At 67.1% G+C, this 20,730-nt stretch carries 20 protein-coding genes and 1 other RNA gene; 9 read left to right on the plus strand and 12 right to left on the minus strand.

Annotation, left to right across the window (positions count from 1 at the left end):
- Window positions 1-220: 220 nt before the first annotated feature.
- Window positions 221-1,195 carry a cation diffusion facilitator family transporter gene (locus P0Y59_16565; GenBank protein ID WEJ98549.1) on the minus strand — a complete coding sequence of 325 codons (975 nt, stop codon included), beginning with the start codon at window positions 1,193-1,195 and terminating at the stop codon, window positions 221-223.
- A gap of 115 nt (window positions 1,196-1,310) precedes the next feature.
- Here P0Y59_16565 and P0Y59_16570 point away from each other — a divergent pair, with 115 nt between their 5' ends.
- Genes P0Y59_16570 through P0Y59_16585 form a run of 4 tightly spaced genes read left to right on the plus strand, consistent with a single transcriptional unit; the run spans window position 1,311 to window position 4,869 of the window.
- Window positions 1,311-1,664: a hypothetical protein gene (locus P0Y59_16570; GenBank protein WEJ98550.1), complete on the plus strand. Its 354-nt coding sequence runs from the start codon at window positions 1,311-1,313 to the stop codon at window positions 1,662-1,664.
- Window positions 1,661-4,210, plus strand: a complete 2,550-nt coding sequence (gene hrpB / locus P0Y59_16575) for an ATP-dependent helicase HrpB (protein ID WEK02603.1) — start codon at window positions 1,661-1,663, stop codon at window positions 4,208-4,210. Before P0Y59_16570 ends, hrpB begins: the two co-directional genes overlap by 4 nt.
- Before the next feature lie 33 nt (window positions 4,211-4,243).
- Entirely contained in the window at window positions 4,244-4,525 is a 282-nt protein-coding gene (locus P0Y59_16580; protein WEJ98551.1) for an ETC complex I subunit, read from the plus strand.
- Entirely contained in the window at window positions 4,522-4,869 is a 348-nt protein-coding gene (locus tag P0Y59_16585) for a nuclear transport factor 2 family protein (protein WEJ98552.1), read from the plus strand. Before P0Y59_16580 ends, P0Y59_16585 begins: the two co-directional genes overlap by 4 nt.
- A 63-nt stretch (window positions 4,870-4,932) precedes the next feature.
- Here the strand turns inward: P0Y59_16585 and P0Y59_16590 are convergent, their stop codons facing one another.
- The 5 genes from P0Y59_16590 to P0Y59_16610 are packed head-to-tail and all read right to left on the minus strand — an operon-like array spanning window position 4,933 to window position 8,042.
- Window positions 4,933-5,448, minus strand: a complete 516-nt coding sequence (locus P0Y59_16590; protein ID WEJ98553.1) for an NUDIX hydrolase — start codon at window positions 5,446-5,448, stop codon at window positions 4,933-4,935.
- Window positions 5,445-6,125, minus strand: coding sequence for a TPM domain-containing protein (locus tag P0Y59_16595; protein WEJ98554.1), 681 nt, complete (start codon window positions 6,123-6,125; stop codon window positions 5,445-5,447). The genes P0Y59_16590 and P0Y59_16595 overlap by 4 nt, the downstream gene beginning before the upstream one ends.
- Window positions 6,125-6,952, minus strand: a complete 828-nt coding sequence (locus tag P0Y59_16600) for a TPM domain-containing protein (GenBank protein WEJ98555.1) — start codon at window positions 6,950-6,952, stop codon at window positions 6,125-6,127. The genes P0Y59_16595 and P0Y59_16600 overlap by 1 nt, the downstream gene beginning before the upstream one ends.
- A complete protein-coding gene (locus P0Y59_16605; protein WEK02604.1) occupies window positions 6,949-7,440 on the minus strand; it encodes a TPM domain-containing protein in 492 nt (163 codons plus the stop codon). Before P0Y59_16605 ends, P0Y59_16600 begins: the two co-directional genes overlap by 4 nt.
- Before the next feature lie 17 nt (window positions 7,441-7,457).
- A complete protein-coding gene (locus tag P0Y59_16610; GenBank protein ID WEJ98556.1) occupies window positions 7,458-8,042 on the minus strand; it encodes a LemA family protein in 585 nt (194 codons plus the stop codon).
- A gap of 81 nt (window positions 8,043-8,123) precedes the next feature.
- On the opposite strand from P0Y59_16610, the gene mscL reads away from it, so the two are divergent.
- A complete protein-coding gene (gene mscL, locus P0Y59_16615; protein ID WEJ98557.1) occupies window positions 8,124-8,546 on the plus strand; it encodes a large conductance mechanosensitive channel protein MscL in 423 nt (140 codons plus the stop codon).
- Between the two features lie 169 nt (window positions 8,547-8,715).
- On the opposite strand, the gene P0Y59_16620 is transcribed toward mscL, so the two are convergent.
- Entirely contained in the window at window positions 8,716-9,147 is a 432-nt protein-coding gene (locus P0Y59_16620) for an Rrf2 family transcriptional regulator (protein WEJ98558.1), read from the minus strand.
- A 41-nt stretch (window positions 9,148-9,188) separates the two neighbouring features.
- Here P0Y59_16620 and ssrA point away from each other — a divergent pair.
- Window positions 9,189-9,535: a transfer-messenger RNA gene (gene ssrA, locus P0Y59_16625) on the plus strand.
- Window positions 9,536-9,737: 202 nt separating this feature from the next.
- Here the strand turns inward: ssrA and P0Y59_16630 are convergent.
- Window positions 9,738-11,141, minus strand: coding sequence for a UdgX family uracil-DNA binding protein (locus tag P0Y59_16630; GenBank protein ID WEJ98559.1), 1,404 nt, complete (start codon window positions 11,139-11,141; stop codon window positions 9,738-9,740).
- A gap of 332 nt (window positions 11,142-11,473) precedes the next feature.
- Here P0Y59_16630 and P0Y59_16635 point away from each other — a divergent pair, with 332 nt between their 5' ends.
- The gene (locus tag P0Y59_16635; GenBank protein WEJ98560.1) at window positions 11,474-12,070 is read left to right on the plus strand and encodes an alpha/beta hydrolase; all 597 of its coding nucleotides are present in this window, start codon (window positions 11,474-11,476) and stop codon (window positions 12,068-12,070) included.
- Here P0Y59_16635 and P0Y59_16640 read toward each other — a convergent pair.
- Genes P0Y59_16640 through P0Y59_16650 form a run of 3 tightly spaced genes read right to left on the minus strand, consistent with a single transcriptional unit; the run spans window position 12,067 to window position 16,514 of the window.
- On the minus strand, window positions 12,067-13,314 hold the full coding sequence (locus P0Y59_16640) for a putative DNA modification/repair radical SAM protein (GenBank protein WEJ98561.1): 1,248 nt from the start codon (window positions 13,312-13,314) through the stop codon (window positions 12,067-12,069). The genes P0Y59_16635 and P0Y59_16640 overlap by 4 nt on opposite strands.
- Window positions 13,315-13,374: 60 nt before the next feature.
- The gene (locus P0Y59_16645; GenBank protein WEJ98562.1) at window positions 13,375-15,963 is read right to left on the minus strand and encodes an HWE histidine kinase domain-containing protein; all 2,589 of its coding nucleotides are present in this window, start codon (window positions 15,961-15,963) and stop codon (window positions 13,375-13,377) included.
- Between the two features lie 2 nt (window positions 15,964-15,965).
- On the minus strand, window positions 15,966-16,514 hold the full coding sequence (locus tag P0Y59_16650; protein ID WEJ98563.1) for a biliverdin-producing heme oxygenase: 549 nt from the start codon (window positions 16,512-16,514) through the stop codon (window positions 15,966-15,968).
- Between the two features lie 142 nt (window positions 16,515-16,656).
- Here P0Y59_16650 and P0Y59_16655 point away from each other — a divergent pair, with 142 nt between their 5' ends.
- Both P0Y59_16655 and P0Y59_16660 read left to right on the plus strand, forming a co-directional pair.
- A complete protein-coding gene (locus P0Y59_16655; GenBank protein ID WEJ98564.1) occupies window positions 16,657-17,340 on the plus strand; it encodes a helix-turn-helix transcriptional regulator in 684 nt (227 codons plus the stop codon).
- Between the two features lie 9 nt (window positions 17,341-17,349).
- Window positions 17,350-18,519, plus strand: coding sequence for a hypothetical protein (locus P0Y59_16660; GenBank protein ID WEJ98565.1), 1,170 nt, complete (start codon window positions 17,350-17,352; stop codon window positions 18,517-18,519).
- Window positions 18,520-18,549: 30 nt separating this feature from the next.
- Here P0Y59_16660 and P0Y59_16665 read toward each other — a convergent pair whose 3' ends face one another.
- On the minus strand, window positions 18,550-20,556 hold the full coding sequence (locus P0Y59_16665) for an AAA family ATPase (GenBank protein WEJ98566.1): 2,007 nt from the start codon (window positions 20,554-20,556) through the stop codon (window positions 18,550-18,552).
- Window positions 20,557-20,730 lie beyond the last annotated feature (174 nt).

Raw genomic sequence — 20,730 nt, forward strand, 5'->3', positions numbered from 1 at the left:
ACCTCGTTGGCACAGTTGCAGAGGCGGGTTCGCGCAGGGGGCGCAGAGAACGCGGAGTTGATTTCCGCATTTGAGCATCGTGTCGGTAAGCTGCCTGCTTGTGAAAATGTTCGTCGTTGCAACCCGCCCGAGCCGCTGGCCGGACCTTCTCAGCGCCCTCAGCGCCTCTGCGCGAACCATATATTGCGCCGCCGACGGACCGGTCTGATGTCGATCCGCCTTAGTGCTGGTGCGTTTCCATCGCCGGGGCGCAGGGTAGCTGATCGCCTTCGCTGCCGATGATCTCCACCTGAAGCGTGGCGTGGCCGATATCGAAACGCTGCTTGAGCATCGTCTGCGCCTCGCCCAGGAAATCGTCGCCGGGATGCCCCTCGGGCATCACCAGATGCGCGGTCAGCACCGTCTCGGTCGTGCTCATCGGCCAGATATGGACATGGTGGACACGCGCGACGCCGGGCAATGTACGCAACGCCATGCGCACCTTGTCGTAATCGATCTGGCGCGGCACCGCGCCCAGCGACATCTCGACCGATTCGCGCAGCAGGCCCCAGGTCTGCCAGAAGATCAGCGCGGCGATGGCGATGCTGACGATCGGGTCGATCCAATATTCGCCAGTCCACAGGATCGCGAGCCCGGCGACCACCACGCCGGCCGACACCGCCGCGTCGGCGACCATGTGGAGAAAGGCGCCGCGGATGTTGATGTCCTTGTCCCGCCCGCGCAGGAACAGGAGGGCGGTGGCGACGTTCACGACGATGCCGATCGCGGCGACGATCGAGACGGTTTCGCCCTCCACCGGGGCGGGCACCGCCATGCGCTGCGCCGCCGCCAGCACGATCGCGCCGAGCGCGACGAGCAGCAGCAGCGCATTGGTGAGCGCCGCGAGGATCGTCGTCCCCTTCAGGCCATAGGTGAAGCGCTTCGACGCCGCCCGCCGGCCAAGCGCGACGGCGCCCCAGGCGACCGCCAGCCCAAGCACGTCGGACAGATTGTGCCCGGCATCCGCCAGCAGCGCGACCGAATGCGCGACGAAGCCGAACCCCGCCTCCGCCGCGACAAAACCCAGGTTGAGCGCGATCCCGATCGCGAAGGCGCGGTCATGGCCTGACGCCGGCGCATGGGAATGGCCGTGACCGTGACCGTGAGAATGCCCATGACCATGCGAATGGCCGTGATGATGAGTATGTCCGGCCACGCGATTCTCCGTTAGCTGGCGCAGGCGTACCATCGCTTGCCCGGGATATGCTAGGACATGGGCGAACACCCTCGCCTTGTGGCCATTACCCTATGGATCCGCCTAGAATCGCCAAATGACAGCCGAGATCGAGACCATCACCCTGTGGCGCCCTGTCGGGCCGACAGAGCTTGCGCTTATCGAGCAGTCGGGCTTTCGCGCCTTTCCGCCGCGCCTGCCCGAACAGCCGATTTTCTACCCGGTGCTGACCGAGGATTATGCCGTGAAGATCGCACGCGACTGGAACGTGAAAGCGAGCGGCTCGGGCTATGTCACCCGCTTCGAGGTGCGGAAGGACTATCTCGACGGCCATGCCGTTCAGGAAGCCGGCGGTCGCGCGCATCTGGAATATTGGATCCCCGCCGAGGACCTGCCCGCCTTCAACGCGGCGATCATCGGCAAGATCGTCGTGACGCAGGAATTCCGCTGACTCCCCTCCCGATCCATGCCGTGCTGCCGGATCTGCTCGCCGCGTTGCGGGCGGGGTCGAACGCCGTGCTGGTCGCACCGCCGGGCGCGGGCAAGACGACGGCGGTGGCGCCTGCCCTGCTCGGCGAGGCCTGGTGCGACGGCGAGATCCTGCTGCTGTCGCCACGGCGCCTTGCCGCGCGGGCGGCTGGCGAGCGGATGGCGGCGCTGGCGGGAGAAGCGGTGGGCAGGACCTTCGGCTACGCCACGCGAATGGATTCGAAGCGATCGGCCGAGACTCGAGTCACGGTCGTGACCGAGGGTATCTTCGTCAATCGAATCCAGGCCGATCCCGAACTGGCCGGCGTTTCCGCCGTGCTGTTCGACGAGGTGCATGAGCGCAGCCTCGACAGCGATTTCGGGCTGGCACTGGCGCTCGATGCGCAAGGGGCACTGCGCCCGGACCTGCGCATCGTGGCGATGTCGGCGACACTGGACGGCGCGCGTTTTTCGACCCTGATGGCCGGTGCGCCGGTGATCGAGAGCGAGGGCCGAAGCCATCCGCTCACGCTGCGCCATATCGGCCGCGCGGCGGAGGCGCGGATCGAGGATTCGGTCGCGGGGGCGATCAGGCTTGCGTTGCGCGAGGAGAGGGGGGGCGTGCTTGCCTTCCTGCCCGGCGTGGCCGAGATCGAGCGGACCGCCGAGCGGATCGATGGCCTTGGCGGCGACATCGTCCTGCATCGGCTGCACGGCACCCTCGATCCCGGTGCCCAGCGCGCGGCGATCGCGCCCGACCCGCAGGGCCGGCGCAAGATCGTGCTCGCCACCTCGATCGCCGAGACCAGCCTGACGCTCGACGGGATTTCGGTGGTGGTCGATTCGGGGCTGGCCCGGCGACCACGCTACGACCGCGCGGCGGGGATGACCCGGCTCGTCACCGAGCGGGCGAGCCAGGCATCCGTCACCCAGCGCGCCGGTCGCGCGGCGCGGCAGATGCCCGGCGTCGCCTATCGCCTGTGGGAAGAAGCGGCGACCGCCGGCCTGCCGCGCTTCGATCCGCCCGAGATATTGGAAGCGGACCTGTCAGCGCTGACGCTCGACTGCGCCCTGTGGGGCGTGGCCGATCCGCGCACACTCGCCTGGCTCGATCCACCGCCGGCCGCTGCGATCGATGAGGCCCGCAGCCGGCTGGCCGCACTGGAGGCGATCGATGGCGATGGGCGGCCGACGCCGCACGGCAAGGCGATCGCACGCCTGCCGCTGCCGCCTCGGCTCGGGCACATGCTGGTGCGCGCGGGCGAGATCGGGCTGGCCGGGACGGCGGCCGAGGTGGCGGTGCTGCTTGGCGAGCGGGGGCTCGGCGGGAACGACACGGATCTGGAGAGCCGCTTGCGGCGCTGGCGGACTGAGCGTGGGCCGAGGGCCGAGGGCGGGCGAAAGCTGGCAAAGAGATGGGCAAGCCTTCTTCGCCCTCTCCCCTCAGGGGAGAGGGGCAGTGTGCCCGGCGAACGGCGCCCCACTGCCCCTCCCCCGACTTCGCTTCGCTCGTCCGCCCACTCCCCAGAGGGGAGAGGGCAGGAAGGGGTGGCCATCGCCATCGCGCTCGCTTTCCCCGACCGGATCGCCAAGCGGCGCGACTCAAGCGGTGAAAGCTGGGCCTCCGCCGGCGGTCGCGGGTTCAAGCTCGATCCCACCTCCTCGCTCGCGCGCAACGAGTGGCTCGCCGTGGCCGAGACTCAGGGCATGGCGTCCGGCGCACGCATCCTCTCCGCCGCGCCGATCGACCTCGCCACTGTCGAATCCCTCTTCGGCGACCGGATCGAGACGCGACGCAGCGTCACATTCGATCCGGCGACTGGCGGGGTACAGGCGCTGCGCGAGCGGCGACTCGGCGCGATCCGGCTGTCGAGCGGGCCCGACTCCAACGCGAATCCGGAAGAAATCGCCGCCGCCCTGCTGGCAGGCGTTCAGGCTGGCGGCTTCTCCCTGCTGCCCTGGAGTGAGGCGGCCCGCGCGCTGCTCGACCGAATCGCCTTCGTGCACGAGGCTGGCGGTTCGGTGGACGAGATCGACGAAGCCCATCTGCTTGCCCGCGTCGACGAATGGCTCACCCCGCTGCTCGCCGGCAAACGGCGGCTCGACGCGCTCGACACCGGCGCGCTGGCCGAATCGCTGCGCGCCGTGATCGGCTGGGACACCCTCAGAACGCTCGACGCACTGGCGCCGACGCATTTCCACTCCCCCGCCGGGACAAGCCACCAGATCGACTATGCCGCCGAAGGGGGCCCGCGCGTCGAGCTCCGCCCCCAGCAATTGTTCGGGCTCGCCACCCATCCGGCCGTCGCGGGCGGGAGGGTGCCGCTGGTGCTGAGCCTGACCTCGCCCGCCGGACGGCCGATCCAGACCACGCGCGACCTGCCGGGATTCTGGGCCGGGAGCTGGGCAGCGGTCGCCAGGGAAATGCGCGGGCGCTATCCCCGCCACCCCTGGCCAGACGACCCCGCCGCCGCCTCACCAACCACCCGAACAAAAAATGCGGATGCGCGCCGCGCCCAACCGCGATAGAGGGCCCGGAAGAGTTTCGAGGACGTACACGCCATGGCCACCGCCCGCATCTTCCAGCGCCCCAAGAACGCGATGCAATCAGGCCGCGCGCGCACCGACGCATGGCTGCTCGAATTCGAGCCCGCCGAGGCGAAGCGCCCCGACCCGCTGACCGGCTGGGCTGGCTCGGGCGACACGCGCGAGCAGGTGCGGCTTGGCTTCCCGACGCAGGAAGCGGCGATCGCCTATGCCGAGCGCGAGGGCCTGGCCTTCACCGTCATCGCGGCGCCGGAGCGCAAGCTCAAGCTTCAGGCCTATGCCGATAATTTCAGATGAGCGCTAAGCTGGTGGTGCGGCGCTGGATCGCCGCGTTCAACAATGCCGATGTCGATGCGCTCGCCGCGCTGTACCGGCCTGACGCGACCAACCACCAGGTCGCGCTCGAACCGGTGCACGGTCGCGAGGCAATCCGCGCGATGTTCGAACATGAATTCGCCGCCGCGCGGATGGAGTGCATCCCCGAGAATCTGTTCGAGGATGGCGAATGGGCGATCCTCGAATGGCGCGACCCCAAGGGGCTGCGCGGATGCGGCTTCTTCCACGTGATCGATGGCCAGATCGCGCTGCAGCGGGGCTATTGGGACCGGCTGAGCTTCGAGGCAGCGCACAAGACCGAGTGAGTCGGGGCCCGGTGAACCGGAGGCGAGTGAGCCGGGGCTTTCCCGGCTCGAACCCGACCAGCGTCAGCCCAGGATCGACTGGCTGAGCAACAGCAGCATCCGGACGTCGATCGCCACGCCCTCGGCCCGTTTGGCCGCGACGAAATCGGCGATTCCGTCCAGCGGCACGCGGTGGACGGTGATGTCCTCGTCACCATGCCCGCCGCCGTCGCTCACCCTGGTCAGGCCCGTCGCGCGGACCAGCGTGAAGCCTTCCGAGACCATGCCGGGCGACGACTGGAAATAGCCGATCGTCTCGACCGCCGCCGGACGATAGCCGGTCTCCTCCTCAAGCTCGCGCGCGGCCGAGGTTTCGGGGGCCTCGCCCTCCTCCTCGTCGCCAACCAGGCCGGCGGGCAATTCGAGGCAGCGCTTGCCCAGCGGCACGCGATATTGCTCGACCAGGATCACCTCGCCCTCGTCGATCGCCAGAATCACCGCCGCCTGGATGTTGCGCGCCCGGGAAACATATTCCCAGGTGCCCTGTTTCTTCACGAGGATGTACTTGCCTTCCCAGACCGTGTCGGCGGGTGAATTCATAGTTGGATCAGCCTGTCCGGAAGTTCATTGCGGTCGGTTTCGGTCTTGGGGAAATTCTCCGACAGGATCGCGCCGATCCGAGTCACTGCAGCGGCCATCCCCTCGGCCGGGCGGCCGGCGCGGACCTCGTCGACCAGCGCGGTCATCGCCTCGCCCCAGCGCTCGGCCGGCACTGCCTTGTGGATCGCCTCGTCGGCGACGATCTCGGCGATTCGCTCGTCGAGCGAGAGATAAAGCAGGATGCCGACCCGCGCCTCGGTCCGGCGCTCCGCCCCGACCTTGAAATACTGGATCGCGCGCCGCCGCACCCGCCGCGACCGCGTGCCGCGCGGGGTGAGCGCCATGCGCAGCGGCGCCCAGGCGAGCGTGTAGCGCACGATCAGGAAGATGATCGTCTCGGCGATCAGCACGGAGAAAAGGATCGTGCGGGAAGACGCTTCACCCCAGCCGTTCGAGAACCAGCCGAACTTCGCTTCGAACGTGGCCGGACTCATCGCCGCCAGCGCGATCACCGCGAGCGCCGCGGCAAAGGCGTAGTGAAGCGCCGCATCATGATACTGGTCCGAACGCTGGCTGACAATCGTCACGATCTCGCCGTCAGTGCCCTGCTCGGCGCGCGTGACCGCAGCGGCGACCAGCGCGCGACCCTCGGCATTGAGATGAGCGGTACGCGCCATCACCAGCTCCCCGACGCGCCGCCGCCACCACCGGACCCGCCGCCGCCGGAAAAGCCGCCTCCGCCGCCCCAGTCGGAACCGCCGCCGCCGCCACTATCTCCACCCCAGCCGCTGCTCCAGCCGCCGCCGGACCCGCCGCCTAGCCCGGGCCCCCACAGGACCACCGGCGCGATACCGCCGCGATAGCGCTGGCCGCTGGTGCCGCGGCGGAACCGGGACAGGACGACGAAGGCGACCACGACGATCCAGAACACCACGACAAAGGGGATGCCGCCGCCATTGTTCCTCGATTGCGGGCGCGCGACGGGCTTGCTGGTCTGCTGCAGCGCGCGCGCCTCGGCGGCTTCGAGTGGCAGCTTCATCTGCTGGCCGATCGCATCGGCGCCCGCGACGATGCCGCCGGCCATGTCGCCCGCCTTGAACCGCGGCAGGATCGTGTCGTTGATGATCACGCTCGACAGCGCATCGGTCATGATCGGTTCGAGCCCGTAGCCGACCTCGATCCTCACCTTGCGCTCTTTCGGGGCGACGATGAGGATGATGCCGTTATTGGCGCCCTTCTGTCCGATCGCCCAGTCGCGGATGAGCTTGTTGCCATATTCCTCGATCGGATAGTCCTGGAGATCGGGGATCGTGGCGACGACGAGCTGCCGCGACGATGCCTTTTCGATGTCGTCCGACAATTGGGTCAGTTGCGCCTGCTGCTCCGGCGATAGCAGGTTCGCCGCGTCGACCACCCGGCCGGTGAGCTTGGGCAGGGTCTGGCCGGCGGCAGGGACACCGGCGAGCATCAGCGTCGCCAGGAGGATCATGCGGAGGAAATTCATGCGGCAAGCCTTTTTGCAGGCGCGATTTCCCGGATCACGCCATCGACGCCGGCGGCGATACCGCCGGGATAATCGCCCTTGCGAAATGCGGGCAGGATCGCTGTATCGATAACGGCCTTCGCTTCTTCGTCGCGAAGCGCGGCTTCCAGTCCGTAGCCGACTTCGATGCGCACCTTGCGTTCCCGGGGCGCCACGATCAGCAACACGCCGTCGTTGATGTCCTTGCGACCAATCCCCCAGGTCCGCAGCAGGGTAACGCCATAATCCTCGATCGTGTGCCCGGTGAGGCTCGGCACGGTGACGACCACGAATTGATGGCCGGCGTCCTTCTCGAGCGCCGCCAACCTGGTCGACATCGACGATCGCACGGGTGGCGGCAGCAGCTTCGCCGCATCGACGACGCGATCCGTCAGGGCGGGGAAATCATATCCCGCCGGCGCGGCCGGCTTGACCGGGGCGGCGGTTCCGCACCCGGCCAGGACCAGCAACAAGGCGAAGGGTCTGATCAGTTGGTGTTGCCGAAATTGACCGCCGGCGCCGCTTCCGCGCCGGGCGTCGTCGCCGCGAACGGGGTCATCGGCTTCGCGCCGTAGAATATCTTGGCGCCGATCGCGTCCGGGAAGGTGCGGATGCGGGTATTATAGGCCTGCACCGCGTCGTTATAGTCCTTGCGGGCGATCGTGATCCGGTTCTCGGTGCCTTCGAGCTGGCTCATCAGCGTAGTGTAGTTGCCCTGGCTCTTGAGCTCGGGATAGGCCTCCTGCAGGCGCTGGAGGTTCAGGGTCACGCCGGCCTGCGCCCGCTCATAGGCGGCCACCTTGGTCGGATCGGTCAGATCGTCGCCGGAAACCTTCACCTGCGATGCCGAGGCGCGCGCCTGGGTCACCTGGACCAGGATGTCCTTTTCCTGCGCGCCGGCGGCCTTCACCGTGGCGACGAGGTTGGGGATGAGATCCGCGCGGCGCTGATAATTGTTCTGCACATCGGCCCAGCGCGCCTTGGCATTCTCCTCGGCGGTGGGGACGCTGTTGAGTCCGCAGGCGGAGAGCGCGACGGCGGACATCAGCGCGAAGACGGCACGGTATTTCATGAACGATCCCTCCAACCCTTGCGCGCCCGTGATACGCGACTAGCGTAGGAACGCGGAAGTAAAATCGGATGGAGGCTTTGCATGTTCAAGGAGTTCAAGACATTCATCGCCCGGGGCAATGTGCTGGATCTCGCGGTCGCGGTGATCATCGGCGCTGCCTTCGGCAAGATCGTCACCTCGATGACCGACGACCTTCTGATGCCGGTGATCGGCCGGATCTTCGGCGGACTGGACTTTTCCAGCTATTTCGTCGTGCTGGGCAAGGTGCCGCCGGCGCTGGCCGGATCGACTGACTATGCCGCGCTGAAAAAGGCCGGCGTTTCGGTGTTCGGCTATGGCGCGTTCATCACCCAGGCGGTCAATTTCCTCATCCTCGCCTTCATCATCTTCCTGATCGTGCGCGCCGCCAACAAGCTGATCGCCCGGCCGGCAGCAGAGCCCGCCGCCGAACCGGCCGATGTCTCGCTGCTGCGCGAAATCCGGGACGAACTGCGGAAGCGGTGAGTCTGTCGGTCGATCAAGGCCGATGCCGGAACAAGTCCGGCATCCACCGGGCCGCAAGAGTCGAAACTTGCTGGTAGGTGGCACCGTGGCCCCCGGAACACGTCCGGGGTGACGATTCGATGTAGGTCGCCCGGATACTGAATCCTTCTCCCGGCGGGAGAAGGAGAGACTACGCCGCCGCCAGATCTTCCGCGCGGGCATCGGCCAGGCTGGTGCCGTCGAGGATTCGCGCCGTCTCGTCGCGCACCCGCATCATCGCATGGCGGATGGCGCAGGTTGCCTCGTCCTTGCAATCACGGCAGGGACGATAGGCGGTTCGGCTGACGCAGGGCACCAGCGCCAGCGGCCCCTCGATCACCCGGATGATCTCGCCGAGCGAGATCAGGTGAGTCGGGCGCGACAGGCAATAGCCGCCCATCTTGCCGCGATGACTGTGAAGAAAGCCCGCCTCGCGCAGGTCAGCCAGGATGAGTTCCAGGAACTTGCGCGGGACATTCGCCTCGGCAGCGATCCGGTTCATCGGGATGGGGGGGCCGCCCGCAGGCGCCTCAGCCAGAAATATCATCGCGCGAAGCGCGTAACGGGAACGCTGAGTCAACATAGCATGCCCGATATGGACTCATATTGTGGCGAGTGAAAGGCGGGCTTTTCATTATGTTTACAGCGCCTATATTGGCCCTGCCGCCGGTTCGCCGTCGGCTATGGTGATAAATTGCGGCGTGCAATAGATGCAGCGGACCCGGGGGCAGTACCCGGCGACTCCACCACAACCGGCCCTTCGGGACCGGTCATGACGGGGTCGAACCAGGATCGACGTGTATTGAAAAGCGCTGTTTTTGCCCGGGCTGAGTAACCTGCAAAAGGCTCAAAACCACAAGTGCTAACGACAACGAAGCACTCGCGATTGCCGCGTAAACCGGACCTAACGGTCTAGTTTACTAAGGACGAAAGCGCGGTCCGGGCCGCACCGGGCAACAGAAGCGGACACCGGCGGTCCGGGGGGCACCGAGCAACAGAAGCTCCCCACCAGACCCATCGCCATTCGGCCCATGCCGGGCTGCAAAGGGCGATGCGCTGCGCTCCGGTGCTCGCCCATCACCCTTTTCGCCTCGACCTGGACCAAATGGCGACGGGTCTGGCCTTCTTTCCTTCTTTCTCAAGCCCCTCCCCTTCAGGGGAGGGGCTTGACGGTTAGCCGACCCGTTCGCGCACTGCCTTCAGGTCCTCCACGAATCCCTCGAACTCCAGCTCGGCCGCGTCCCGGTCCGGCAGGCGCAGCAGGAAGCTCGGATGCACCGTGATCCACGCCTCGCCACCGCCCGGCAGGATATGCGGCCGGCCACGTTCCTTGCCGATGGCCATGACCTTGCCGAACAGCGCACGCGCCGCCGTGGCGCCAAGCGCCACCGTCACCTTCGGCTTCATCAGCAGCAGCTCCTGCTCGATCCACCAGCGACAGGCGGTTATCTCCCCAACATCGGGCTTCTGGTGGATGCGGCGCTTGCCGCGCTGTTCGAACTTGAAATGCTTCACCGCGTTGGTGACGTAGACACCTGAACGGTCGATCCCCGCGGCCGCGATCGCCCGGTCGAACAGCTGGCCTGCCGGGCCGACGAACGGCTTGCCCGCAAGGTCCTCCCGGTCGCCCGGCTGTTCGCCGACGAACATCAATGCCGCATCGACCGGCCCTTCGCCGAACACCGTCCGGGTCGCCTGCTTGTAGAGATGGCACCGCGTGCAGCCAGCCGCCTCATCACGCAGGGCCTCCCACGCGGCCTCGATATCGCCGCCGTCATGCACTTTGGCCTTGGCGATCATGCCGCTCTCCCGTGCCTGCGCGCTCGCGATCAATCCGGGCACCAACGCGGTTTCGGGCATGTTTTTCCAATATTTCCGCGGCATCTCCTTCAACATCGCCCCCACCTTCATCCGCGCCGGATTGAAGATCGAGGCATAATAGGTCTTCCACACATCCTCGATGGGATCGCCCGAAGGAGCATCGCCCTTCGCCGCGCCGGGTCCTTCGCTGAGCGTAACGCCGTCCCAGTGCAGCGAAAGTGCCGGCGTCAGGATCGACCAGCGCATGCTGGCGAAGCGGTCGAGAAAGAAACCGGCATTGGCACGCACGATATGATGGTCTGGCTCGAACCAGGCGACGAAGCGCGGCCCCGCCCCGTCATCGACCTCGCGAAAGCGCAGGAACGCCCGCATCTTGTGGATGTCACGACGAACCTCCGTCGCCAGCTTCTCGATCCGGCGAACCAGCGGATCGGCCGCATCGTCCATCAGCTTCGGCTCGGAACCCAGACGGGCCAGCATCCTGTAGAGCAGCGCGAAGCGTTCGGGATCGCCGTGCAGGATCGCCTTGCGGACCAGGTCGAGAAAGGCACGAGGTACGGCGAAATCCGACGATGGCAGGAGCGGCGGGGGCGACGAGGGCGATGCGTCCTCCCGCGCGAACAGGTCAGTCGCCCCATCGCCGACCTGCCACACTACGTCCCCCGGGGCCGTGCCCCCGACGATCAGCGCGCGCGCGGCATTGCGCCAGCCGTCGAGATCGTCCTGTGCAGCCAGGCGGACGACCCGCGCGCTCACGCGCCCTCGCCGCCTGCCGGGTCGCTTCGGCGCGCTCCAGCTTCTTCGGTGGACACGATATCGAGATCGGCCGGGATTCGGGTCCAGGCCGCTACAGGCTTGTCGCTGCGATTCGCCTGCCGAACCAGCCAGAACGGCACTTGTTTCCCTTGCGACTCGCTCTCCGCGCGGCACGCCGCCGGACTCCACGCGGCTCGGCTCGACCCGATTTCATTCTGGCGCAAAGCCCATTGCCTAGTCGATGAGTAGGAATAGCTTTGTGGCCGGGGGCGCAGTCGAGTCGGCACGCTCAAAAAGCGGCCACGGCTACGCCCGTTCACGGGAGAGCTGTCATGGACCTCGATTCGTCTGCCGACCGTCCGCTTCCTGTCCTGATCGTGGCACGGGGCGATCCTGCCATAGCGCTCCCCCTGCAACGGGTCGAGCTGGACCTCACGAAATTCCATAGCGGCCGCTGGGCCCAACAGCTCGACACGGCTATGACCAAGTCGCGCGAGCCAGTCGTTCTGCTTGCCCAGGGTGTGGCCTGCCTGGCGGTTGCATGGTGGGCGCAGCTCTCGCCGCGCAGCTATCTCGAACATATTCGCGGTGCCGTGTTCCTGTCGCCGCTGAGCATCGGCTTCGGCCAGGCGGCGATCGCAGCCAAAGCGCGGGTGAGCCCGGCGACCAAATTACCCTTTCCCTCCGTCGTCGCGAGCGACCCTTCGCCGATGATCGAGCAGGTCCTCGCCCTGGCCGACAATTGGGGCAGCCGCTTCGTCGATTCAGGCGCTATGCAGGGGACGCATCCCAGCAACCGGCGCGGCGGCGGCACGGCCGCCGAAGACCGGCTGCTGCACCTGCTCGGCCTGTTCGACACGCCGGAGGCCGCCGGTACCGGCAAGACACTGGAAGCAGCGATCACGTCGCGCATCGAGAGCATCCGCTAAAAAAACAGTTCGAGCTGCTCGCGCTTCGGCGCGACCAGCGGGCGGAGATCGGCACGGTCGCTGAGCGCGACGGGGCGCCAGTTCTCGGCGATCAGGAACGGCCGGACCTTCGCGATCGAGTTCGTCAGCCGCCCCACATCGGCGAGGTGCAACCGCCGCCAGCGCCGCGCGGCAAGGATCGCGTCGACCGCCTTCAGGCCAAGCCCCGGCACACGGAGGAGCATCTCGCGTGGTGACCGGTTGACGTCCACGGGAAAGCGATCACGGAACTTGAGCGCCCAGGCTAGCTTCGGATCGATGTCGAGCGGGAGCATGCCGGTGGCGTCATCCGCGGCGGCGACGACTTCGACCGGCGCATAATCATAGAAACGCATCAGCCAGTCGGACTGATAGAGCCTGTGCTCGCGCATCAGCGGGGGTCGTTGCAGGGGCAGTACCGCGCTTGCGTCCGGAATCGGGCTGAAGGCCGAGTAATAGACACGACGCAGGCCGAAGCGCCCGTAAAGCGCCGAGGCCTTGCGCACGATATCGCCGTCTGTCGCTGAATCGGCACCGACGATCATCTGGGTCGACTGGCCGGCGGGGGCGAATCTGGGAGCCGATTTGTACCGCTTCGTCGCGTCTCCGGTATCGAGGATCGCGGCTTTCATGCTCTTCATCGCGCCTTCGATCCGGCCTTCCGACTTTTCAGGCGCGAGGCGCTTCAGGCCCGCCGAGGTAGGCAGCTCGACATTGATCGAGAGGCGATCCGCATGGAGGCCGGCCTGATGGATGAGTTCCGGATCGGCATCGGGGATGCTCTTCAGGTGGATATAGCCGCGGAAATGATGATCCTCGCGCAAGGAGCGCGCGACCTCGACGATCTGCTCCATCGTATAGTTCGAGGAGCGGATGATACCGGAGGAGAGGAACAGCCCCTCGATATAATTGCGGCGGTAGAAGGCGAGCGTCAGCTTCACCACCTCCTGCGCGGTGAACCGGGCGCGGCGGACGTTCGAGCTCTTGCGATTGATGCAATAATGGCAGTCGAAAATGCAGCTGTTCGTCAGCAATATCTTGAGCAGGCTGATGCAGCGGCCGTCTGGCGCATAGGCATGGCAGATGCCCATGCCGCCGTCGGTCGAGCCCAGCCCCTTGCCGTCGCGCGACTTGCGCTTGACGCTGCCCGACGAGGCGCAGGACGCATCATATTTTGCTGCATCCGCCAGAATCTCGAGTTTCTGCTGTACGTCGAGCTGCGCCATATGTTCTTCATATGTTTACAAAACCGGGTCGTAAACAACTGATTCTCAATGGGGTGCCATTTAGCCCGCCCGATCGTCCACGCCGCGGTGCATGCCAAGCAGCTCATCCATCGCGCGGGCGACATTTTCCAGGGTATAGGGCTTCTGCACCACGGTGCGGCCACGATGGTCCTCGGGAAGCAGGGCCTGCTCGCCATAGCCGGTCGCGAACAGGAAAGGCACGCCAAGGTCCATCAGCCGGTCGGCGATGGCGAAGCTGGTACGGTCCCCCAGGTTGATGTCGAGCATGGCGACCGTCGGGCGGGCGGCATCGATGCTGTCGAGCGCTGCCTCCACCGTCGCGGCGGTCGATACGCTGCCCGCGCCGAGCCGGCCGGCGATATCCTCGGCGTCGAGCGCGATGATCAGGCTGTCCTCGACCAGCAACAGATCCTGCCCCTCCAGCACCCGATGCGGCGGCTGCTGCGGATGGCCGATGGCCGGACGCGGGAAACGGATCGCAGGGCCGGCAAAGGCCTTGGGTTCCGACACGTGGCGCGCCGGAATACGAAAACGGGCCTCGACACCGCCTGGCTTGTATTCGATGCCGGCCGCGCCGCCGAGGTCGTAAGGTACCGACCGGTCGATGATCGTCGTGCCGAAGCCCTTGCGGGCCGGCGCCTGGACCGGTGGTCCGCCGGACTCGCTCCACAGGAGCACGAGATCGCCCGTCTCGTTGCGATGCCAGGTGATCCGCACCTCGCCGCCCCGCACCGACAGGCTGCCATATTTGGTCGAGTTGGTGACGAGTTCGTGCACCACCAGCGCCATGGTCGAATAGGCCTGGGGGTTGAGCAGGACCGGATCGCCCTGCGAGATGACCCGTTCGCGTTCGTCGACAAAGGCGGCCGCCTCGGCATCGATCAGCGCCTGCATCGGGGCCGGGCCCCAATGATCGTCGGTGATCTGGTTGTGCGCACGGGCGAGCGCGTGGATTCGTCCGTCGACCACGCGGACGAAATCCTTCACCGCGTCTTCAGTCGGCTGGGACTGACGGATCAGTCCGCGAATGACGCCCAATATGTTACGCACGCGGTGGTTGAGCTCCGCGATCAGCAATTCCTGCCGCGCACCGGCCTGCTGACGCTCGGCCGATGCCTCGTCGGCAAGCCGCAGCACGACCTCGATCAGGGTCGCGCGCAGAGTCTCGGCGACACGAAGTTCCGACCCGGTGAAGGGTTGCGAGCGACCCTCGACCAGTTCCTTCCATTCGGCGAAGCTTTCACGCGGGGTGAGCCGCGGGCCGTTCGGGCCATAGTCGACCGGCTTATGCGGATCGCCGGCCCAGCGCACCGACCGGATCAGCTCGGACCGGAACAGGACGACATAGTCGCGCGGCGCGCGCGAGATCGGGATTGCGAGCATGCCCGCCGCGGCCGATGCGAATGCCTCGGCGCCCGGCATGATCGAGGCGATACGATCGGTCGCGAAAACCTTGCCGGCGGCGGTGCCGTTCAGGGCGCGAATGATCTTGCGGAACGCATCGGCCGGCGGGGTGGTGCCGGAAAAGGCGTAATTGCCGGATATCCAGACGCCGACGCCGTCCGCCGGAATCGCGTTGGTCAGGATGTCGCCGAGCCAGTCCGGATCCTTGAGCAGCGTCTCGTCCGAGGCAACCGCGCCGAGCAGCTGATCCGAGATGTCGCGCGCGCGCCGCTCGAACTCGACCGTCTCTTGCCGCTCACGGCTTTCGAGGCGCATCGAGAACATCTGGGCAAACAGCTCGCTGACCGAGCGGCGCTCGAAGCTGGGGCAGTGGGCGGAATAATGATGGCAGGCGAACAGCCCCCAGAGACGGCCGTCGACGATGATCGAGATCGACATCGACGCGCCGACACCCATGTTCCGGAGATATTCGATATGGATCGGCGAGACCGAGCGCAGCACCGACAGCGACAGGTCGAGCGGCTTCCCGGCTTCGTCGAGCGCCGGCACGATGGGTACAGGCACGGCGTCGACGTCAGTGATGATGCGCAACAGGTTGCGTTTGTACAGCGCGCGCGCCTGGACCGGGATATCGCTCGCCGGATAGCGCAGGCCAAGAAAATTCCCGATGCCGGGCTTGCATGCCTCGGCCACCACCTCGCCCGAATCGTCGGGGGCGAAACGATAGACCATGACCCGGTCGAAGCCGATCAGCGCGCGGACCTGGCGCGCGCCTTCGCGGAAGAAGCTCATCGAATCCGGTGCCTGGTCGAGCCGGCTGATCATCGAGCGGACCATGCCGGTGGCGTCGCCATGCTCGCCCGATGCCGGTTCGGCCTCGATCACGATCTGGCTGCCGGAGAAATGCACGGCGATGTCGAAGGTCGGCGCGCCCTCCACCACAGGACAATCGAACAGCCGTTCGACCGCATCCGGGCCGCGCAGCATCGCGGTACGGTTGCGCAATTCGTGGACGGTCCTGGCCGGGAAGAGATCACGCAGCGGCTGGCCGATCACCTCCTGGGGCGTGCGACCGATGAAATCGGCCGTGTTCGCTGACGCCCGCGCGACGATCCAGTCAGCGGTCAGCGCGAGCAGGAAGCCGATCGGCTGGATCGAGCCCAGGATATGGATTGGCTCACGATCACAATTGGTGAGATCGACACGCCCGATACCGTCCGCCAAGATCAGTTCACCCTCAGACAGCGTCGCCCGCTGCGCTCGAATAGCATGAACACCTCGCACGCTGCCTTGATCGCGATCTGGATTTCCCTGTCGCTGCGAAGGCGCGCGGCGAGCAGGTCAAGCAGCCGTCGCCACGCACGCGAATCACCCGCGCCGAGAAAGGTCGCAGGCAAGGACGGTGGCACCGACCTTTTCAGCAATGCGCCGCCGAGCCGGGAGCCTTCGAGCACATACACGGCGCCGAGGATCGCGGCTTCGCCGACGAATTCGGGCCTTTCTTCAGCAGCGGGTTCAGCCAGCCCCATTGTCGCGAGATCGTCGCGCAAAAGATGCGCGCGCCGCCGCTCCGGCCAGTCGGCCAGGACCAATGCCGCACCCCCGCCGTCTAGCGCCCGCTCGACCGGGATGTGGGCGGCAGCCTGGGCACGCAGGAAGCGACCATAGTCCCGCTCCTCGGCCAGGTTCATCGTCGAGAAGATAGCGTCGACTCGCTGGTGGTACTCCGCCGTCGCCATGCGCAGGGCGGTCCTGATGCCATTCTGATCCTTCATCGCGGGAAATAATGATGCAACAGCGACAAAGTTCAATCGTGCCGCTCGCACGCCATGGACTACGCCCACCGGATCACGGATTTCTCGTGCTCGCACCCGCTGCTAGGGTGTCACTGGAAGAGCGAAGGATTCGTGCGATTCGATGACCGGTGTTTCCCATCATGGCGCGCTGGAGCGCATGGCACGGCATCGCCATGCCGGGGGCTATGTCGCGCTGGTGCTCGCCGGGGGTTATGTCGAGGCAGGGGACCGGGGACGGATGCGGGTCGAGGCCGGCCATGCGGTGATCCACGGGGCGCATGAATCGCACCAGGACGCGTTCTCCAGCGCCGGCGCCACCGTGCTCAACCTGCCGCTGCCGGCAGCCGGGGCCGGGGATACGCTGGGCCTGGTCGACGATCCCGATGCGGTGACCCGGCTTGCCGAGCGAGACCCGCGCACCGCCGCCGAATTGCTATACGCCATGTTCAGGCCTTCCTCAGCGCGCCTGTCCGACTGGCCGGACCTGCTCGCGGCGGCGCTTGCGACCGGGCCCGACCGCCATCTCGCCGATTGGGCGGACAGCATGGGCATCGCGCCCGAAACGCTCAGCCGGGGATTCCGCCGCGCCTATGGGACGAGCCCGAAACGCTATCGCCTCGAACAACGCACGCTGCGCGCCGCAAGGTTGCTGCCCGGCTGGCACGGATCGATGGCGGCGCTCGCCGCCGAGACCGGCTTCGCCGACCAGTCGCACCTGACCCATGCCATCGTCTCGCTTACCGGAAGCACGCCGAACCGGCTGAGGATCAAGTCCGTACAAGAGGCGACGCGCCCGCGCCGCTAGTCACGGGGCATGCATCGCCGATCCTTCATCGCCAGCGCGCTGACCGCGCTTCTCGTCTCCACCATCGCCCCGCCCGCGTTCGGCCAGGCCAGGGCCAACCGAACGCGGTGGAAGGTCCGCTCGTCCGAAGGCCTCGATGCCATCGCCTTTCTGGGGCCGCTGTCGGGCACGAAACTCTACACCGATCTCTACGGACAGGATGTCGCCGCCTTCGCGCCGAAGCTGCCCGACGCGGTACGAAACGACATTCCCCAATTGTGGGCGGCAGCGGGCAAGGAAGGTTTCGGGTTGCTCGGCCCGACCCTTTCAGTGCTGTTCTCCGCCAACGGCAATGACGCGACGATCGGGACGCTGCTGACCGCGTTGCGATCGCGCGCTGATCTGATCCTGCCGAGCTACAAGGCAAGCCCCTATTGGGACGCCGGGAACTGGGCGTGGTTCGATGCCGCCGCGCCGCGGCTCGACTCGATCTTCAGCGCGGTGCGCGACGCGGGCTTCGCGGCATTCCGCGCCGACCGCATCGGCGCCGATCTGGACACGCGGATCGCCGACATGACCCGTGCCCTGAAGAGTTTCGACGTGATCTCGCTTCAGGAAAAGCTCACCGGACGGACCTTCGATCCCGAGATCCAGATCGTCCTGCTGCATTTCTGCAAGCCGCACGGCATCAAGGTGCAGGGACAGATGTTCCTCCAGTCGGCCGAGTACGATACCGCCACCACGGTGCGCATCGCCGCGCACGAAATGCTCCACCCACCCGTGAAGATGGACGGTCCGGCAGCCACCGCAGCGCTTGCTATCTTCACCCGCGACCCGTTGATCCCAAAGATCGTGCGCGAGCATGATCCACGCTGGGGCTACACCACGCTGGAAGGCATGCTGAACGAAGACCTTGCCCAGGCGCTCGACCAGTTGATCAGCGAGGCACTTGGTGTCGCGCGCAACCCGGCCGACCGCTGGCGCAAATCGGACGACGGCATGCACGTCCTTGCGGCCGGTCTCTACGGGCTGCTCCGGCAGGACCGCTGGGTCCAGACCGGCGGATCGATCGAGCAATGGCTCGCGGACGCGGCGGCCGGGGGCCGGCTGACGCCCGCGACATTCCATCCCGTCGCCGCGCGCGTGCTGGAACGCCCGGTCGACGCGCTCTGGCCGCTGGCACCGATTCAGCAACGCTGAAAACGACTCCAGACGACCCGACCGGCTCCATCAGAAGCCGATCGTCGCCATGCCGCCCGGCTTCGCCGCCAGTTCAGCCTCGAGCCGGGCGAGCAGACCCCCGGTGGAGAACGGCCCGGCCACCTTTGCCTGCCGCGCGACGACCGCGAAGTCGCCGGGCGTCAGCGCGCCGAGCCGGGCGAGGCCGGCGGGCGCCGGGCAGCCGAAGAAGCGTTCGAACGCACGCGCCGCCGACTCGGCCGACAACGGATTCAGCGCCAGCTTGAAGGTGAAGCGCCGGAGCGCCGCCGGATCGAGCCGCCGCTGGTCGTTGGTCGCGGCGAACACCGGCAACGGGTGACGGTCGAGCCAGGTCAGCAGTTCGTTCACCTGACTCACCTCCCAGCTCGTCCGCGCGGTCTGCCGGTCGAACAGCAGCGAATCAGCCTCGTCGAAGAACAGCACGCTGCCCTCCGCCGCGGCATTACGAAACGCCGCCGCGATGTTCGCCTCGGTCTCGCCAATCCATTTCGACAGCAGGTCGGACGCGCGCCGAGTCGCGAGCGGCCGGCCGAGCCGTTCAGCCACCTCGCCCGCGAGCTGGGTCTTGCCGGTACCCGGCGGGCCCGCCAGCAGCACCGAGAAGGCGAGCGGCGCGCCCGGGCGGGTCAGCCGCTCGACCAGCCCTGCAATGGGCGTGTCGCATTCGAACAGCGACAGGTCGACTCGCCCGGGCGTCTCTGCCAGCGTTACCGCCTGCCCCCGAAGCGACCCGACCAGCGCCCGCGCCACGCGCTCGTCGTCTCCGGAAGCGGCACCGGCGATCCGCGCGGCACGCAGGGCGACGCGCGCGACGCTGGGCGTTTCCGGCGCCTGCCGCGCGAGCGCGGACAGGTCGTCGCCGATCGCGCTGTCCTCCATCGACGCCATGCGCGCCAGCACCCGGTCGCGCTCGCGCCCGCGCGGATGATCGAGCTTCAGCACGAAGCTCATCCGGCGAAGATAGGCCGAATCGACATTGTCGATCGCATTGCTCGTCCAGATGACCGGCACGCCGTTCGTCTCCAGCATGCGGTTGACGAAGATCTTCGACCCGGCACGATTGGCGAAGCGCTTGCCGCCATCGACCTTGTTCGCGTCGCCGATCAGATCCTCAAGCTCATCGAACAGCAGCAGCGCGCGATCGTCGCGCTGGAGCGCCCGCTGCGCGCGGAGCAGCGCAGCCACGCGCTCGTGCCGGCGCGGCTCGGTGCCGTCGCAGTCGGCCTCGCCGACCGCGTACAATGCAGCGCCGACATGAGCGGCGAGCGCACGGGCAAGCTCGGTCTTGCCGACGCCAGGCGGCCCATGGAGCAGCACGTTGATGCCGCAGGCGCGCGACTCGACAGCCCCGGCGAGCAGCCGCGCGACGAAATCGACGTCACCCCGCATCGCCGGGAAATCGGCGAGCGCGAGCGCCGCCTGCTGCCTTTTGCCGGCCAGTGCCTCGATCAGCCGTTCGGGATCGTGCCCGCCACGCGCGAGCAGGCTTTCGAACCACCAGCTCGCATCGAACGACACGCCGCCGCCATGCGCCATGTCGACCTCGAACAGGCCGAGCTGCACCGCCATGCTGGTGCGCGCCACCGTGCCGGCATGGACCGCATCGGCGCCCGCCAGCATGCCGGCGACCCGGGCCATATCCTCATGCGCCATCTCAAGCGCCCAGCGCAGCCGCGCGATGCGGGGATGGAAGGACAAGGCCAGCCCCGCCTCAAGCACCGCCCGGTCCTGGTCGCCCAGGCTCAGCACCGTGGCGATGTTCTCCGCCGCCCCGGCCAGCTCGGCCGGCAGCGGGTCCTCCGCCATGTCGGCGAGCATCGTCGATAGCTTCGCCCAGCTGATCTTGCGCGCCTCTCCCCTGGGTGCCCCCGCCTTCGCACGGCTCTTCGGCCCCGGCCAGAAGACCGCCCTGTTCTCTTCCACCCATTCGAGCAGCGCCTGGCCGGCGCGCCCATCCTTCGTCAAAGTCGCGCGCAGCATCGTTGCCAGGCGCCGCGACGTCACCGTCGTGCCCATTGTCTCATCCGTCTTGCCGCGCGCGGACGCAGCTATGGCGTCGGGTTGCGGACTCTATGGTTTTTGGGATTGAACATGCCGGGTCCGACGACCCGGCCGGGCGCGACTAGCGCTTCGGCGAGGTCCGGACGGCGGCGGGATCAAGCCCGAATATGATTGCCGTGGCGAACATGT

The organism is Candidatus Sphingomonas phytovorans, assembly GCA_029202385.1.
Taxonomy (GTDB): Bacteria; Pseudomonadota; Alphaproteobacteria; order Sphingomonadales; family Sphingomonadaceae; genus Sphingomonas; species Sphingomonas phytovorans.